This window comes from Comamonadaceae bacterium OTU4NAUVB1, assembly GCA_024372625.1.
GTDB lineage: Bacteria > Pseudomonadota > Gammaproteobacteria > Burkholderiales > Burkholderiaceae_C > Variovorax.
Genome location: CP099605.1, coordinates 2,504,939 through 2,520,325, shown reverse-complemented (window position 1 = coordinate 2,520,325; position 15,387 = coordinate 2,504,939). Strand labels below are relative to the sequence as shown.

The window sequence follows — 15,387 nt, the reverse complement described above, 5'->3', positions numbered from 1 at the left end:
AACGACCCTTCGGAGAATGGCTCTCCTGGAGTCGCCCCACGATGAAACCTGCGCGAGGGGCGGCTGATGCGCTACTTGGTGAGGATCAGCTTGCCGAGTTTGGTGGTTCGCAGGAGGTAGAGCGAACCGTTGTGGCGGATCTCGAGCGTCTTGCTGCCACGGAGCAGTTCGGTGCTCTCGATCGAGATCTCCTTGGCAACTGCCGTGGGAACCGCTGCCCGGCCACTGCCCGACTGATCCAGGGATGGATGATTCAGCACTGAGAAGGTGTCGTCGTAGTTCGCTTGCATTTTGCGGGCTCCTTGAGGATCGTTATCTTAATGATAATTATTCTCAATGAGAAGTCAACGAGTTTTTTCGTTTGTACGTTGGTATGAGTGAAAAATCCAGTTTCCCGGGCTTCAGTTCGACGGATTGGGTTCCGTGATGAAACCGATCTTGCGCACGCCGGCTTCGCGAGCGGCAGACATCGCCTGGGCCACGCGTTCGTAACGAACCGCCTTGTCACCCCGGATGTGCAATTCCGGCTGGGGTTCCTTGGCGGCCTGTTCGGCCAGAAGGGTCTTGAGCGCGCTGTCCTCGATCCGGTTCTCGTTCCAGTAGTAGCTGCCGTCGGCCGCCACCGTGAAGAGGATGTTCTGTGGCTTGGTCTGCTCGGGCTCGCTTGTGGCCTGGGGCAGATCAATGTTGACCGCATGCTTCATCACCGGCACGGTGATGATGAAGATGATCAAGAGGACCAGCATGACGTCCACCAGGGGCGTCATGTTGATCTCGTTCATCACCTCGTCGGGTTCGTCTTGGGTTCCGAAGGCCATGGCGTCAGCCTTTCTTCAAGGGAACGATCGTCGCATCGGTGGACTGCACGCGTGCCCCGGTGACGAAGTAGGCGTGCAGGTCGTGGGCGAAGCTGTTGAGCTTGGTCAGGACGAACTTGTTGCCACGCACCAGCGCGTTGTACCCGAGCACCGCTGGGATCGCCACGGCCAGCCCGAGCGCCGTCATGATGAGCGCTTCGCCGATCGGGCCGGCGACCTTGTCGATCGTGGCCTGTCCTGCGGATCCGATGCTCATCAAGGCGTGGTAGATGCCCCACACCGTGCCGAAGAGGCCGATGAAAGGGGCGGTCGAACCCACCGAAGCCAGGATCGCCAGACCCGACTGCAGCCGTGCGGTGAATTCGTCGATGCCGTTGCGCAATGCGCGCGTGATCCAGTCGCTCACGTCGAGCGAATCGTGCAGGTGGGCCTTGGTGTTGCGATGATGCGCCGCTGCCTCTCGGCCTTCGAGCGCCAGGTTCCGAAAGGGATTGCTCTCGTCGTTGCCGAGCTTGTTCAGGGCGGTGGCGAAATCCTCGCTGTGCCAGAAATCCTGTGAGTTCCTCGAGAGACGTTTGTACTTGATGACATCGAGCGCCTTCAGGATGATCACGATCCAACTCGCGAGCGACATGCCGATCAGCAGCACGGCGACGAATTTGGTGACGAAGTCGCCCTGACTCCATACGTTCATCAGGCCAAAGTGGGAATCCATACGAAAAAAGCTCCAGAGAAAAATCAGTTGAGAACCCAGTTCACCGGCACGTTGAACTCCATGGGTTCGACGACGCCGTTGCGTTTGCCCGGCACGTACCGCCAGCCCATCACCGCCGTCCGGGCGGCTTCGTCGAGCCGCTCATAGCCGCTCGATTGCCGGATGGTGGCGCTGCGCGGCAGGCCATCCACGCCGATCAGTACGCGCACGATGGTCTTGCCCTGTTCGCCGAGCCGCTTGCTCATGGCTGGGTAGACGGGCTTGGGGTTGTTCAGGTACTCGGCATTCGACGATGGCAAGGTCACCGCCGGTGGAGCGGGTGGGGCCGGCGGGGGTGCTGGAGGTTCGGGAGGTGCCGGCGGGGCGGGCGGCGCCAGGGGTGGCGCAGGCGGCTGGGGTTCGATGACACCCACCGGGGCTGCGGGCGCGGGAGCCGGCGTGCGCACGGCCACCGGACGTGGCGGTGGTGGTGCCTTGGTGATCTGGGGTCGGGGTGCTGCCGGCGGCGGCGGGGGTGGCGGTGGAGGAGGCGCCTTGGGCTTGGGAGGCTCGATGAATTCGCTCAGCAGGACCACCGGGATCACCACCTCGGCCGCCTTGCGAATCAGCCCGCTCTGCAACGCCCAGAGCGCGGCCGCGTGGAAGAGGATGACGCTGCCGGTGATGACCACCGTGCGCGACAGGCCGAACGTGGTGGAAGGAGGACGAGAGAAACGGTCGGACACAGATCACCATTGAGAGGACGGGGTACGTGGGGACACGTACCACTTGGCAGCACGGACCGCGAACTACCTTCTAAAGATCCAGCACACCGAGCCGGCGACGAGCATCAGACTGCCAGCGAGCGCCCAGAAGAATTCCATGCGCTGCTTTCCTGGATGGATTTGGCGAGCTGGATGGTCCTTGCGCCATCGTCGCGATGGATGGCTGCAACGGGGTGGGACGCGCTGCACTGTGCGACGACGTCGCGCGCGCAGCTCTCGCAGCGCCCGCACTGCGTTGCGACGCCCAGTTCGAACTGGACTTCATCGAAGGTCATTCCGGCGCGCGCATGACGGGCGATTTCTCGGTCGGACACTCGGCGGCAAACGCAGACGATCATGACGTGAAGGCTTTGGCTGGCTGATGGGCAAAGCGTGATTATAAATACGAATTCTTCGCATTTGCAATACCTATCGGTCTCCGGGTCGTTCATTGACGCCAGCTTCCATGCGTTTCCGGACGAAAAAAAGCGGGGTCGTCACCCCGCCATTCATGGATCGCCTGAGCGCGATCCTTCGCCGATCCGGATGACCCCGCCTGCGGCATGAATCCGCGGCGATCGGATCAAGCCTCTATTTCGCCCATCTGCGACTGCAAGTAGTTCTGCAGGCCGACCTTGCCAAGCAGGTCGATCTGCGTCTCCAGGAAGTCGATGTGCTCCTCGGTGTCGTCCAGGATCTTCTGGAGCAGGTCGCGCGAGACGTAATCGCGCACGGTCTCGCAATGCGCCATCCCGGCCTTGATCGTCGCCTGGGCACCATATTCCAGCCCGAGGTCGCAGGACAGGATCTCGGGAACGTCCTCGCCAACGTTCAGCTTGCCCAGATCCTGCAGGTTCGGCAGGCCGTCCAGCATGAAGATGCGGTCCATCAGCCAGTCGGCATGTTTCATTTCTCCGATGGATTCGGCATATTCCTTCTTCGCCAGCTTGTCGAAGCCCCAGTGCTTGAGCATCCGGTAGTGCAGGAAATACTGGTTGATGGCGGTCAGCTCGTTCTTGAGCTGGGCTTGCAGATGTTCGATGACTTGGAGGTCGCCCTTCATGATCTTTCCTTGGTTTTCTTATGAATTCCACGATTGTGGGTGGCCCTCCAGTGACGAGCAAGCCAAGCCCTTTCGGTGCCACTCTGCATGCGTGTGAGGGCGATAGGCGTTCGCATCTTCTAAATAGCTTGTAACTATTGAGTAAGGGTAAACGATATGTATAATCGACCCTGTCGTTACCTTTCCATCAACTCACCGGGAGCATCCGAATGTCCGTCATCAATACCGCCATCAAACCCTTCAAGACCAGCGCCTACAAGAACGGCAAGTTCATCGAGGTGGCCGACACCGACGTGAAGGGAAAGTGGGCCGTGTTCTTCTTCTATCCGGCCGACTTCACCTTCGTCTGCCCGACCGAGCTCGGCGACGTTGCCGACCACTATGCCGAATTCCAGAAACTCGGCGTGGAAATCTACTCGGTGTCGACCGACACGCATTTCACTCACAAGGCGTGGCACGACTCGTCGGAGACGATCGGCAAGATCCAGTACACCATGATCGGTGACCCCACCGGCAACATCACCCGCAACTTCGAAGTCATGCGCGAAGCCGAAGGTCTGGCCGACCGCGGCACGTTCATCGTCGACCCGCAGGGCGTGATCCAGGCGCTGGAAATCACCGCCGAAGGCATCGGCCGCGACGCCAGCGACCTGCTGCGCAAGGTCAAGGCCGCGCAATACGTCGCTGCCCACCCGGGTGAAGTCTGCCCGGCCAAGTGGACCGAAGGCGCCGAGACGCTCAAGCCGTCGTTCGACCTCGTCGGCAAGATCTAAGCGGCTTCCCAAGTCCGAGCCCGGGTGCGGAGGCGTCCGGGCTTTTTCCATTCCAACCGTATCGATTCATCAGGAAGTGAGACCGTCATGCTCGACGCCGCCACCAAGGGCCAGTTGAAAAGTTACCTCGAACGCATCTCGCAGCCGATCGAGATCGTTGCTTCGCTCGACGACAGCAAAGCGTCGAGCGACGTGCGTTCGCTGCTCGCGGACATCGCGGCGTCCTCGACGCTGGTGACGCTCACGGAGAGCCGTGACGACACCCAGCGCAAGCCATCGTTCTCGATCAATCGACCCAGCGAAAACCATGGTCCGCGCTTCGCAGGCCTTCCCATGGGCCACGAGTTCACCTCGCTGGTGCTGGCGCTGCTGCAGGTCGGAGGCTATCCGCCGAAGGTCGATGCCGCCGTGCTGGAGCAGATCCGCGCGCTCGACGGCGATTTCGACTTCGAGATCTATGTTTCGCTGACCTGCCACAACTGCCCGGACGTGGTCCAGGCGCTCAACGTCATGGCGGTGCAGAACCCGCGCATCCGCGCGACGATGATCGAAGGCGGCACCTTCCAGGACGAGATCAAGGAACGCCAGATCATGGCGGTGCCGACCGTGTTCCTCAACGGCACGGAGTTCGGCCAGGGTCGCATGACCCTGGAGGAGATCCTGGCCAAGATCGACACCAGCGGTGTCGAGCGCGAGGCGAAGAAGATCAGCGCCAAGGCCCCGTTCGACGTCCTGATCGTCGGCGGCGGGCCGGCGGGCGCTGCGGCGGCCGTGTACGCCGCGCGCAAGGGCATCCGCACCGGCGTGGCGTCGGAGCGTTTCGGGGGTCAGGTGCTCGACACCCTGGGCATCGAGAACTTCATCTCCATCAAGGAGACAGAGGGACCGAAATTCGCGCATGCGCTGGAGGAACACGTCCGCCATTACGACGTGGACATCATGAACCTGCAGCGCGCGGCGGCCCTGGTGCCGGCGGACGACTACGTCGAGGTCAAGCTGGAGAGCGGGGCGTCGCTCAAGAGCCGCACGGTCATCATCTCGACCGGCGCGCGCTGGCGCAACGTCAACGTGCCCGGCGAGCAGGAATACAAGAACAAGGGCGTGGCCTACTGCCCGCACTGCGACGGTCCGCTCTTCAAGGGCAAGCGCGTGGCGGTGATCGGCGGCGGCAACTCGGGCGTCGAGGCGGCGATCGATCTGGCGGGGATCGTCGGGCATGTCACGCTCATCGAGTTCGACAAGCAACTGCGCGCCGATGCCGTGCTGCAGCGCAAGCTCACCAGCCTGCCCAACGTGACGGTGCATCTGAACGCGCAGACGACCGAGATCACCGGCGACGGCCAGAAGGTCGATGGCCTGGTCTACAAGGACCGTGTCTCCGGCGAAAGCCGCAGCGTGGCGCTCGAAGGGGTGTTCGTCCAGATCGGCTTGGTGCCCAACACCGACTGGCTCAAGGGCACGGTCGATTTGTCCAAGCATGGCGAGATCCTGGTCGATGCCAAGGGCCAGACCTCCGTGCCCGGCGTGTTCGCCGCCGGCGATGCGACGACGGTGCCGTTCAAGCAGATCATCATCGCGGCGGGCGATGGCGCGAAGGCCGCGCTGAGCGCGTTCGATCACCTGATCCGCACGCCGGCGCCGGCGTCGCAGGTGCACGAGGCGGAAGCCGTCGCCTGATCTCGGGGCGCAGGGAGAAGCGGCCATGCCGCTTCTCCCGTCGAAAGGCCGCGACCGGAAGTCTTCCGGTGCGCGGCCTTCGTCTTTTCAGTAAGTCAGCCGCTGCGGCTGCAACTCCTGGAGGATCGTGGTGGCGATCTCCTCGATCGACTTGGTGGTGGTGCTGAGCCACCGCACGCCGGCGCGCCGCATCATGGCCTCGGCCTCGCTCACTTCGTGGCGGCAGTTCTCGATGCTCGCATAGCGCGAATTGGGGCGGCGCTCGTTGCGGATCTCGCTCAGACGCTCGGGCTGGATGGTCAGGCCGAACATCTTCTTGCGATGTGGAAGGAGGGCAGGGGGCAGTTGCCGGCGGTCGAAGTCCTCGGGAATCAGCGGGTAGTTGGCGGCCTTGAGGCCATGCTGCATCGCCAGGTAGAGCGAGGTCGGCGTCTTGCCGCTGCGGCTCACCCCGACCAGGATCACGTCGGCGCCCTGGAGATCGCGGTTGCTCTGTCCGTCGTCGTGCTGCAGGCTGAAGTCGATCGCGGCGATGCGGTCGTTGTATTCCTTGCTCTTGCTCACGTCGCTGAAACGGCCGATTCGGTGGTTCGACTTCATCGCCAGCTCGATCTCCAGCGGCCGCACGAAGGTGCCGAACATGTCGAGCAGCATGCCCTTGCAGCCGGTCTCGATCACTTCCAGCACCTCCATGTTGGCCAGCGTGGTGAAGACGATGGGCCGTTGGCCCTCGATTTCGGCCGTGTGATTGATCTGCCGCACCGCCTGGTGCGCCTTGTCGACCGTGTCCGTGAAAGGCAGCCGGATGTGGCGTGGCTTGAACTCGAACTGGGCCAGGACGGCATTGCCGAAGGTCTCGGCCGTGATGCCGGTGCCGTCAGAGACGAAGAAAACGGAACGAGTTGTCATATTCAGCAGCCTTGTCGTGAGGCGTTTCCGGGGGTGTGGCGCCTACAATCGAAAGCATTATCGGGATTCGGTCCGGCCCGGTCAGCCCTTCTCGGCTCGTTTCACGCCCGACCCCACGCCCCCCGGTCCCACACCCCATTTTTCTCCATGCCCTGCGCCCCTGCACCCAAAGCAACGACAACGATCGTGCGGGACGCCCGGCATGCAGCCACGTTTTCAACTTCTGGAGCTTCCCATGTCTGCACTCTTCGAAGCGACCGCCCTGGTCGTACCGTTTGAACAATTGAGGATGACCGACGTCGAGTCGGTCGGCGGCAAGAACGCCAGCCTCGGCGAGATGATCTCGCAGCTGCCCCAGGGCGTTCGCGTGCCCACGGGTTTCGCCACCACGGCCCATGCGTTCCGCGAGTTCCTGGCCCATGACGGTCTGGCCGATCGAATCAGCAAGCGCCTGGCCGCACTCGACACCGAGGACGTGCGCGCCCTGGCCGTCGCCGGCGCCGAAATCCGGGGCATGGTCGAGGCCCAGCCCTTTCCCGCCGACCTGCAGCAGGCCATCGGCGACGCCTTCGCCACGCTGAGCGCCGGCAACCCCGCCGCCTCGTTCGCCGTGCGCTCGTCGGCCACGGCCGAGGACCTGCCCGACGCTTCCTTCGCCGGCCAGCAGGAGACCTTCCTGAACGTCGTGGGCATCGACGACGTCCTGCACAAGATGAAGGAGGTCTTTGCTTCCCTCTACAACGACCGCGCCATCAGCTACCGCGTGCACAAGGGCTTCGCGCACGACGTGGTGGCCCTGTCGGCCGGCGTCCAGCGCATGGTGCGTTCCGACCTGGGTGCCGCCGGCGTGATGTTCACCATCGACACCGAGTCGGGCTTCGAGGACGTCGTCTTCATCACGTCCAGCTATGGCTTGGGCGAGACGGTGGTGCAGGGTGCCGTCAACCCGGACGAGTTCTATGTCCACAAGCAGACGCTCAAGGCCGGCAAGCGCGCGGTCATCCGCCGCAACCTCGGCTCCAAGCTGATCCAGATGGAGTTCGCGACGCCCGAGGAGAAGGCCGCGACCGGCAAGCTCGTGAAGACCACCGACGTCAAGACCGAGCAGCGCAACCGCTATTCGCTGTCCGACGCCGATGTCGAACAACTGGCGAAGTACGCGCTGGTCATCGAGGAGCACTACGGTCGCCCGATGGACATCGAATGGGGCAAGGACGGCACCGACGGCCACCTCTACATCCTGCAGGCACGTCCCGAGACGGTGAAGAGCCAGCAGCAGGGCAAGCCCGAGCAGCGCTACAAGCTACTGGGTCGCGGCACCGTGCTGGCCGAAGGTCGCGCGATCGGTCAGAAGATCGGGACCGGCCCCGTGCGCCTGGTCTACAACATCAGCGAGATGGACAAGGTCCAGGCCGGCGACGTGCTCGTCACCGACATGACCGATCCGAACTGGGAGCCCGTCATGAAGCGCGCCAGCGCCATCGTGACCAACCGTGGTGGACGCACCTGCCATGCGGCCATCATCGCGCGCGAGCTCGGGATTCCGGCGGTGGTCGGCTGCGGCGACGCCACCGACCTGCTCAAGGAGGGCACGCTCGTCACCGTGAGCTGCGCCGAAGGCGACACCGGTTTCATCTACGACGGCCTGCTGGAAACCGAGGTGACCGAGGTCGTGCGCGGCGAGATGGCGCCGATCGACCTGAAGATCATGATGAACGTCGGCAACCCCCAGTTGGCCTTCGACTTCGCGCAGCTGCCCAACCACGGCGTCGGCCTGGCGCGCCTGGAATTCATCATCAACAACAACATCGGCGTGCACCCCAAGGCGATCCTCGACTACCCGAACGTCGATGCCGACCTGAAGAAGGCGGTCGAGTCGGTGGCCCGTGGCCACGCCTCGCCGCGCGCCTTCTACGTGGACAAGGTGGCCGAAGGCATTGCCACCATCGCCGCGGCCTTCTGGCCCAAGCCGGTGATCGTTCGCCTGTCGGACTTCAAGTCCAATGAATACCGCAAGCTGATCGGCGGCAGCCGCTACGAGCCGGAAGAAGAAAACCCGATGCTCGGTTTCCGTGGCGCGGCGCGCTACGTGAGCGAGGAGTTCCGCGAGGCGTTCCTGATGGAGTGCGAGGCACTCAAGCGCGTGCGCAACGACATGGGCCTGACCAACGTGCAGATCATGGTGCCGTTCGTGCGCACCCTGAAGCAGGCCGAGCGCGTCACCGGCCTGCTAGCCGAGCAGGGCCTCCAGCGCGGCGCCAACGAACTCAAGATCATCATGATGTGCGAAGTGCCCAGCAACGCCATCCTGGCCGACGAGTTCCTGGAATTCTTCGATGGTTTCTCGATCGGATCGAACGACCTGACGCAGCTCACGCTGGGCCTGGACCGCGACTCCGGTCTCGAACTGCTGGCCGCCGATTTCGACGAGCGCGATCCGGCCGTCAAGGCGATGCTCAGCCGCGCCATCACGGCTTGCAAGTCCAAGGGCAAGTACGTCGGCATCTGCGGCCAAGGCCCGAGCGACCATCCCGACTTCGCGTTGTGGCTGGCCGACCAGGGCATCGAGTCGATCTCGCTGAATCCCGACAGCGTGATCGACACCTGGCAGCAGCTTTCCAAGCGCTGAAACCCAGCGACTCTGCTGGCGCGCTATAATCGCCGGCTTTGCCTTGCCACACCGCGCCGACGCTGCGGGTGGCTTCAATCCTTCTTCGGAAGATCCACAAGGAGCGCCAATGCGTCACTACGAAATCATTTTGCTGATCCATCCGGATCAGAGCGAGCAGGTTCCGGCCATGCTGGAACGCTACAAGGGCCTGATCACCACGGGTGGCGGCAAGGTTCATCGCGTGGAAGACTGGGGCCGCCGTCAGTTGGCCTACCAGATCAACAAGCTCAGCAAGGCGCACTATCTGTGCGTCAACATCGAGGCCGAGCAGGCCGTGATGGCTGAACTCGAGCATGCCTTCAAGTTCAACGACGCCGTGCTGCGCCACCTCACCGTGGTCAAGAAGAAGGCCGACACCGGCCCGTCGTCCATGATGAAGACGGTCGAGCGCGAAGAAGCCCGCAAGGCCCAGCAGGCAGAGTACGCCGCTGCCAACAACAGCAACAACTGAGCATGTGACGAGCGCGGCGGCGTCCACGGCGATCAATCAGCTCCTGCTGACCGCCTGCGTCGCTGAACTCGGTGTCTTGCGATTCACCCCAGCCGGCTTGCCGGCCATCGACCTGCGGCTCGAACACGAGTCGACCCTCGATGAAGCCGGAAAATCCCGGCAGGTAAAGACGGTCCTCAAGGCCGTCGCGTTCGGTGCAGTGGCCGAACGACTCGCAAGACAGACCATGGGCAGTCATTGGTGTTTCCGGGGATTCCTCGCGACACCGGGCAACGCCAAGCATCCCGTGATGAACATCCAGGATTTTCAGCAAGATTAATTTTCGAAGAGAGGTCCAGAAATGGCCACGTTCAAGAAATTCAACAAAGACAAGCGCCCGAAGCGCAACACCCAGTCGCTGCTGTTCAAGCGCAAGCGCTTCTGCCGCTTCACCGTCGCTGGCGTCGAAGAGATCGACTACAAGGACATCGACACCCTGCGCGACTTCATCGGCGAGAACGGCAAGATCATTCCCGCCCGCCTGACCGGCACGCGCGCGATCTATCAGCGTCAGCTCAACACCGCGATCAAGCGCGCACGCTTCCTCGCGATGGTGCCGTACAGCGACCAGCATCGCGTCTGAGAAAGAAAGCACCATCATGCAAGTCATTCTTCTGGACAAGGTCGTCAACCTCGGCTCGCTCGGCGAGATCGTGAAGGTCAAGGACGGTTACGCACGCAATTTCCTGATTCCCTCGGGCCGCGCACGCCGCGCCACCGAAGCGAACAAGGCGGAATTCGAAGCCAAGCGCGTCGAACTCGAGAAAGCCGCCGCTGCCAAGCTCGCCGAGTCGCAAGCCCAGGGCGAGAAGCTCGCCGGCACCAGCGTCAAGATCACGCAGAAGGCCGGCGTCGACGGCCGCCTGTTCGGTTCCGTCACCAACCATGACGTGGCTGACGAGCTCAACAAGCAAGGCTACAAGGTCGTGAAGTCGCAGGTCCGCCTGCCCAACGGCCCGATCAAGGTCACGGGCGACAGCACGGTCAGCGTTTCGCTGCACACCGACGTGGTCGTCGACATCACCGTGACGGTCTACGGCGAAACCGCCTGATCGTCCTGTTCGATGGTGCCCGTGGGCCCGTCGAACCGGGAGGCGGGGCGGTCGATCCGTGTGTCGTCTCCTCACCAAACCGCCTTCGGGCGGTTTTGTTTTTTTGAACTGCGGTCGGACCATCCCGCGCTGTGCACCGGAAAGCCACCGCTTATCCACAGCGTTATCCCGTGACGCTGGCACCTGCGCGCCGTAGCATCGAAGGCTGCCTGCCCTCAAGGATTCCATGTCCGCTGTCTTTTCCCACGCCGAGAACGATTCGTCGAACGACCGTCAGGTCGCCCAGTTGCGCATTCCACCGCATTCGATCGAGGCGGAGTCGAGCGTGCTGGGTGGTTTGCTGCTCGACAACGGCGCGTGGGATCGCATGGGCGATCTGCTGGTGGACGGCGATTTCTATCGTTTCGAGCACAAGCTGATCTACGCGGCCATCGGTGCGCTGATCAACGCCTCCAAGCCGGCCGACGTGATCACGGTCTTCGAGCAGTTGAAGAACCTCGGAAAGTCCGAGGAGACCGGCGGCCTGATGTACCTCAACTCGCTCGCCCAGTACGTGCCGAGCGCGAGCAACATCCGGCGCTACGCGGAGATCGTGCGGGAGCGTTCGATCCTGCGCAAGCTGGTATCGGCGGCTGACGAGATCGCCACCAACGCCTTCAACACCCAGGGCAAGGCGGTCGACAAGATCCTCGACGAGGCCGAGCAGAAGATCTTCAACATCGGTGAGGAGGGCTCGCGGATGAAGCAGGGCTTCCAGGGCATGGATTCCCTGGTGGTGGACCTGCTCGACCGCGTGACCGAAATGGCCGACAACCCAAACGACATCACGGGCGTGCCCACGGGGTTCATCGATCTCGACCGCATGACCTCGGGCTTCCAGGCCGGTGACATGGTGGTGCTGGCGGCGCGACCCTCGATGGGCAAGACCGCGCTCGCGATCAACATCGCGGAGCATGTCGCGCTCAACGAAGGCCTGCCCGTGGCGGTCTTCTCGATGGAGATGGGGGCGTCGCAACTCGCCGTGCGGATCGTCGGCTCGATCGGCCGCATCGATCAGACCCACCTTCGCACCGGCAAGCTGACCGATGAGGAATGGCCTCGCCTGACCGAAGCCATCGAGAAGCTGCGCAACATCTCGCTGCACATCGACGAGACACCCGGTCTCACGACGAGCGAACTGCGCGCGAACGCCCGGCGACTGTCGCGCACCTGCGGACAACTCGGCCTGATCGTGGTCGATTATCTGCAGCTCATGAGCGTGTCGACCAGCATGAATGACGAGAACCGCGCCACGGCGGTCGGCGAGATCTCGCGCGGTCTCAAGATGCTGGCGAAGGAATTGAAGTGCCCGGTGATCGCGTTGTCCCAGCTCAGTCGTGGCGTCGAGAGCCGCACCGACAAGCGTCCCATGATGAGCGACCTGCGCGAGTCCGGCGCCATCGAGCAAGACGCCGACGTGATCATGTTCATCTATCGCGACGACTACTACAACAAGGACTCCAAGGAGCCCGGGGTCGCCGAGGTCATCATCAGCAAGCAGCGCAACGGCCCCACGGGCACCGTCAAGCTCGCGTTCCTGAAACCCATCACCAAGTTCGAGAGCCTGGCCAGCGGCAGTTACGGCAGCGAATACTGACGGGGTCCGCGCAGGGCGCCCGGCAAGCGGCGCAAGGTGGAAAAAAGCCCGCGATGTCTGGCGACACGCGGGCTTCGTTCCGTGCGAGCCGGCGTCGGCTCGGGCGTGACTAGAGCACTTCGCTTGCGAAGTCCGCCAGCCGCGAACGCTCGCCGCGCGCCAGCGTGATGTGCCCGCTGTGCGGCCAACCCTTGAACTTGTCGACCGCGAAAGTCAGGCCCGACGAGCCCTCCGTGAGGTAGGGCGTGTCGATCTGCGCCAAGTTGCCCATGCAGATGATCTTGGTGCCTGGTCCGGCGCGCGTGATGAGTGTCTTCATCTGCTTCGGGGTCAGGTTCTGAGCCTCGTCGATGATCACGTACTTGTTCAGGAAGGTGCGTCCTCGCATGAAGTTCATGCTCTTGATCTTGATGCGGCTGCGGATCAACTCGTTGGTGGCGGCACGCCCCCATTCGCCGGCACCGCCGCCGTCACCCTTGGCGAGGAATTCGAGGTTGTCGTCGAGCGCGCCCATCCATGGGCCCATCTTCTCTTCCTCGGTGCCGGGCAGGAAGCCGATGTCCTCGCCCACGCTCACGGTCGCGCGCGTCATGATGATCTCGGTGTAGCGGCGATCGTCGAGCACCTGGGTCAGGCCCGAGGCCAGGGCCATCAGCGTCTTGCCGGTACCGGCCGTGCCGGCGAGCGTGACGAAGTCGATGTCCGGGTCCATCAGCACGTTCATGGCGAAGTTCTGCTCGCGGTTCTTCGTCGCCACTCCCCAGACGGCGTTCTTGGCCGAGCCATAGTCCTTGAGCGTCTTGAGCACCGCCGTCTTGTCGCGGATCTCGGTCACGCGTGCGTACATGCTCGGCTCGCCCGGTGCCTCGAAGAACACGAACTGGTTGATGTGCAGACTCGGCACGATCGGTCCGCTGATGCGGTAGAACGTGCTGCTGCCGCTCTGCCAGCTTTCGACGGTCTTGCTCTGGCGTGTCCAAAAGTCCGGTGGCAGGGCCAGCGAACCGGCATAGAGCAGGTCGCCGTCCTCCAGCGTCTTGTCGTTCTGGTAGTCATCGGTGGCCAGGCCCAGCGCACGCGCCTTGACGCGCATGTTGATGTCCTTGGACACCAGCACCACGTCGCGCCTGGGATGGCCCGGGCGGTCTTCGGCATGGAGTTCGCTCAAGGCCTGGACCACGCCGAGGATCTGGTTGTCCGCCTTGCCTTGCGGCAGGCTGGTGGGCAACGAATAGTCCAGCGGCGAGGTCTGGAAGAACAACTTTCCACCGGCCTCGCGATGACCGGTGGTGTCGAGCTTCAGCCCCTTGGCGATGTCCGCACCCTGCGCACCGGCAAGGGCGTCGAGCGTGCGGCTGGTCTGGCGGCCGTTGCGCGCGACTTCCGTGGTGCCCTTCTTGTGGCCGTCGAGTTCCTCCAGCACGATCATCGGCAGGAAGACGTCGTGCTCCTCGAAACGGAACAGGCACATCGGGTCGTGCAGGAGCACGTTCGTGTCGAGCACGAAGAGTTTGGAGGCGCCGCCCTGGCGCGCCGTGCGACGCGAGCGGGCGGGATCCGGTGCGTTGCCGCGTTCCACGCGCGCACGCGTCGTGGGTGCCGGCGCGGACGAAGGCTCGGGCAGACTCGGTGCCGGGGCGCGTGCCTGGAGGGCTTCGGCGACCGCCGGCGCTTGCGACGCTTCCGTCGTCACCGGTGTCGGGCCTGCCGCGCGGCTGTTGCGCCTGCGCGAAGCGCCACGTGCCGTGGTGCGCTCCTGTGGCTGCACGTCGGTCGATTCCACGCCGGTTGCGGCGGGCTCCTCGTCGACGGCGTCGGTGGCCATCGCCGGCTGAGGTGCCGGACGCGACTTGGTCTCGACCTGTTGTGCCGGTTCGGCACCCATCACATGGCCGAAGGCACGCGGTGTGGTCGACGCGACCGCCATGGCCATGCCGTCGCGATCGTCTTCGGTGGGTGCCTGCCGGTCGGGCAGGGCGAGGTTGCGCGGATCGTCGGAACGGACTTCCTCAATGGCTCGCGCGCCGTTGCCGCGCCGCGAAGTCTTGTGCGGAGAACGCGTGGATGTCTCGATGGCGTCGGGTGACAGAAGAGCGGCGCGTTTCGTGGGTGCGGGAGGCAAGGGCATGAGTCGTTCTGCTCGCGAAATGAAAAGGACCAGAAAGCGAAAAAGCCGCCTGGAAACCAGAGCGGCTTTGTTCGGAGAATGCAGTCGTGGCGCTCAAAGGCATAAAGTCATTATGCACATCGCGCCCACCCCGGGCAGGGCACGGGATCAGGCGGGTTTCTTCAGTGCCTTGACAGCCTTGAGCACGTCGTCGACATGGCCCGGAACCTTGAGGCCACGCCATTCAGCCTTCAGGATGCCATCGGCGCCAACCAGGAAAGTGCTGCGCTCGATGCCCTTGACCTTCTTGCCGTACATGATCTTGTTCTTGACCACGCCGAACATGTGGCACATCTTCTCTTCCGTATCGGCGATGAGTTCGAAGGGCAATTCAAGCTTGGTCTTGAATTCCTCGTGCGACTTCATGTTGTCGCGCGACACGCCGAAGACGGTGGCGCCGGCCTTGACGAAATCCTTGTACCGATCGCGAAACTGCATGGCCTCCGTGGTGCAGCCCGGCGTGTTGTCCTTGGGATAGAAATACATCACCAGAACGTGTCCGAGGTGCGAGGTGTTCGAGACCTTCAGGCCACCGGTGGCAGTGGATTCGAATTCGGGGATGGGTTTGTTGACAACGATCGCCATGAAACTTGTTTTCTCCGTAAGGTTCCATCGCGGGGCCGCGCCGCTGGGGCGATGGGGGATTGGTCGTTGCTCACTTATGAGGGCGGAT

At 63.3% G+C, this 15,387-nt stretch carries 17 protein-coding genes; 8 read left to right on the top strand and 9 right to left on the bottom strand.

What is annotated here, in order from left to right:
- Positions 1-71: 71 nt before the first annotated feature.
- The 6 genes from NF681_15275 to bfr all read right to left on the bottom strand — a co-directional run bounded on the left by NF681_15275 (position 72) and on the right by bfr (position 3,339).
- Positions 72-290, bottom strand: coding sequence for a hemin uptake protein HemP (locus NF681_15275; GenBank protein UST53651.1), 219 nt, complete (start codon positions 288-290; stop codon positions 72-74).
- A gap of 111 nt (positions 291-401) precedes the next feature.
- Positions 402-818, bottom strand: coding sequence for a biopolymer transporter ExbD (locus tag NF681_15270; GenBank protein UST53650.1), 417 nt, complete (start codon positions 816-818; stop codon positions 402-404).
- Positions 819-822: 4 nt separating this feature from the next.
- Positions 823-1,533: a MotA/TolQ/ExbB proton channel family protein gene (locus NF681_15265; protein ID UST53649.1), complete on the bottom strand. Its 711-nt coding sequence runs from the start codon at positions 1,531-1,533 to the stop codon at positions 823-825.
- A gap of 23 nt (positions 1,534-1,556) precedes the next feature.
- Positions 1,557-2,258 (bottom strand): energy transducer TonB, encoded by a 702-nt coding sequence (locus NF681_15260; GenBank protein ID UST53648.1) that lies wholly within the window; start codon positions 2,256-2,258, stop codon positions 1,557-1,559.
- 104 nt (positions 2,259-2,362) lie between these two features.
- A complete protein-coding gene (locus tag NF681_15255; protein ID UST55802.1) occupies positions 2,363-2,635 on the bottom strand; it encodes a (2Fe-2S)-binding protein in 273 nt (90 codons plus the stop codon).
- A 224-nt stretch (positions 2,636-2,859) separates the two neighbouring features.
- Positions 2,860-3,339, bottom strand: coding sequence for a bacterioferritin (gene bfr / locus NF681_15250; protein UST53647.1), 480 nt, complete (start codon positions 3,337-3,339; stop codon positions 2,860-2,862).
- 209 nt (positions 3,340-3,548) lie between these two features.
- Between bfr and ahpC the strand changes: the two genes are divergently transcribed.
- A complete protein-coding gene (ahpC, locus tag NF681_15245; GenBank protein ID UST53646.1) occupies positions 3,549-4,112 on the top strand; it encodes an alkyl hydroperoxide reductase subunit C in 564 nt (187 codons plus the stop codon).
- An 87-nt stretch (positions 4,113-4,199) separates the two neighbouring features.
- Positions 4,200-5,789, top strand: coding sequence for an alkyl hydroperoxide reductase subunit F (ahpF, locus tag NF681_15240; protein ID UST53645.1), 1,590 nt, complete (start codon positions 4,200-4,202; stop codon positions 5,787-5,789).
- An 87-nt stretch (positions 5,790-5,876) separates the two neighbouring features.
- Here the strand turns inward: ahpF and NF681_15235 are convergent, their stop codons facing one another.
- Positions 5,877-6,698 (bottom strand): kinase/pyrophosphorylase, encoded by an 822-nt coding sequence (locus NF681_15235; GenBank protein ID UST53644.1) that lies wholly within the window; start codon positions 6,696-6,698, stop codon positions 5,877-5,879.
- 235 nt (positions 6,699-6,933) lie between these two features.
- On the opposite strand from NF681_15235, the gene ppsA reads away from it, so the two are divergent.
- The 6 genes from ppsA to dnaB all read left to right on the top strand — a co-directional run bounded on the left by ppsA (position 6,934) and on the right by dnaB (position 12,547).
- Entirely contained in the window at positions 6,934-9,327 is a 2,394-nt protein-coding gene (gene ppsA / locus NF681_15230; protein UST53643.1) for a phosphoenolpyruvate synthase, read from the top strand.
- Between the two features lie 109 nt (positions 9,328-9,436).
- On the top strand, positions 9,437-9,820 hold the full coding sequence (rpsF, locus tag NF681_15225; GenBank protein ID UST53642.1) for a 30S ribosomal protein S6: 384 nt from the start codon (positions 9,437-9,439) through the stop codon (positions 9,818-9,820).
- Between the two features lie 4 nt (positions 9,821-9,824).
- Positions 9,825-10,139 carry a primosomal replication protein N gene (gene priB / locus NF681_15220; GenBank protein UST53641.1) on the top strand — a complete coding sequence of 105 codons (315 nt, stop codon included), beginning with the start codon at positions 9,825-9,827 and terminating at the stop codon, positions 10,137-10,139.
- 21 nt (positions 10,140-10,160) lie between these two features.
- A complete protein-coding gene (gene rpsR, locus NF681_15215; GenBank protein ID UST53640.1) occupies positions 10,161-10,442 on the top strand; it encodes a 30S ribosomal protein S18 in 282 nt (93 codons plus the stop codon).
- A gap of 16 nt (positions 10,443-10,458) precedes the next feature.
- Positions 10,459-10,911, top strand: a complete 453-nt coding sequence (gene rplI / locus NF681_15210; protein ID UST53639.1) for a 50S ribosomal protein L9 — start codon at positions 10,459-10,461, stop codon at positions 10,909-10,911.
- A 226-nt stretch (positions 10,912-11,137) separates the two neighbouring features.
- Positions 11,138-12,547: a replicative DNA helicase gene (dnaB, locus tag NF681_15205; protein ID UST53638.1), complete on the top strand. Its 1,410-nt coding sequence runs from the start codon at positions 11,138-11,140 to the stop codon at positions 12,545-12,547.
- 109 nt (positions 12,548-12,656) lie between these two features.
- On the opposite strand, the gene NF681_15200 is transcribed toward dnaB, so the two are convergent.
- Positions 12,657-14,675: a PhoH family protein gene (locus NF681_15200; protein UST53637.1), complete on the bottom strand. Its 2,019-nt coding sequence runs from the start codon at positions 14,673-14,675 to the stop codon at positions 12,657-12,659.
- A 147-nt stretch (positions 14,676-14,822) separates the two neighbouring features.
- Positions 14,823-15,299 carry a peroxiredoxin gene (locus NF681_15195; protein UST53636.1) on the bottom strand — a complete coding sequence of 159 codons (477 nt, stop codon included), beginning with the start codon at positions 15,297-15,299 and terminating at the stop codon, positions 14,823-14,825.
- Between the last annotated feature and the right edge of the window lie 88 nt (positions 15,300-15,387).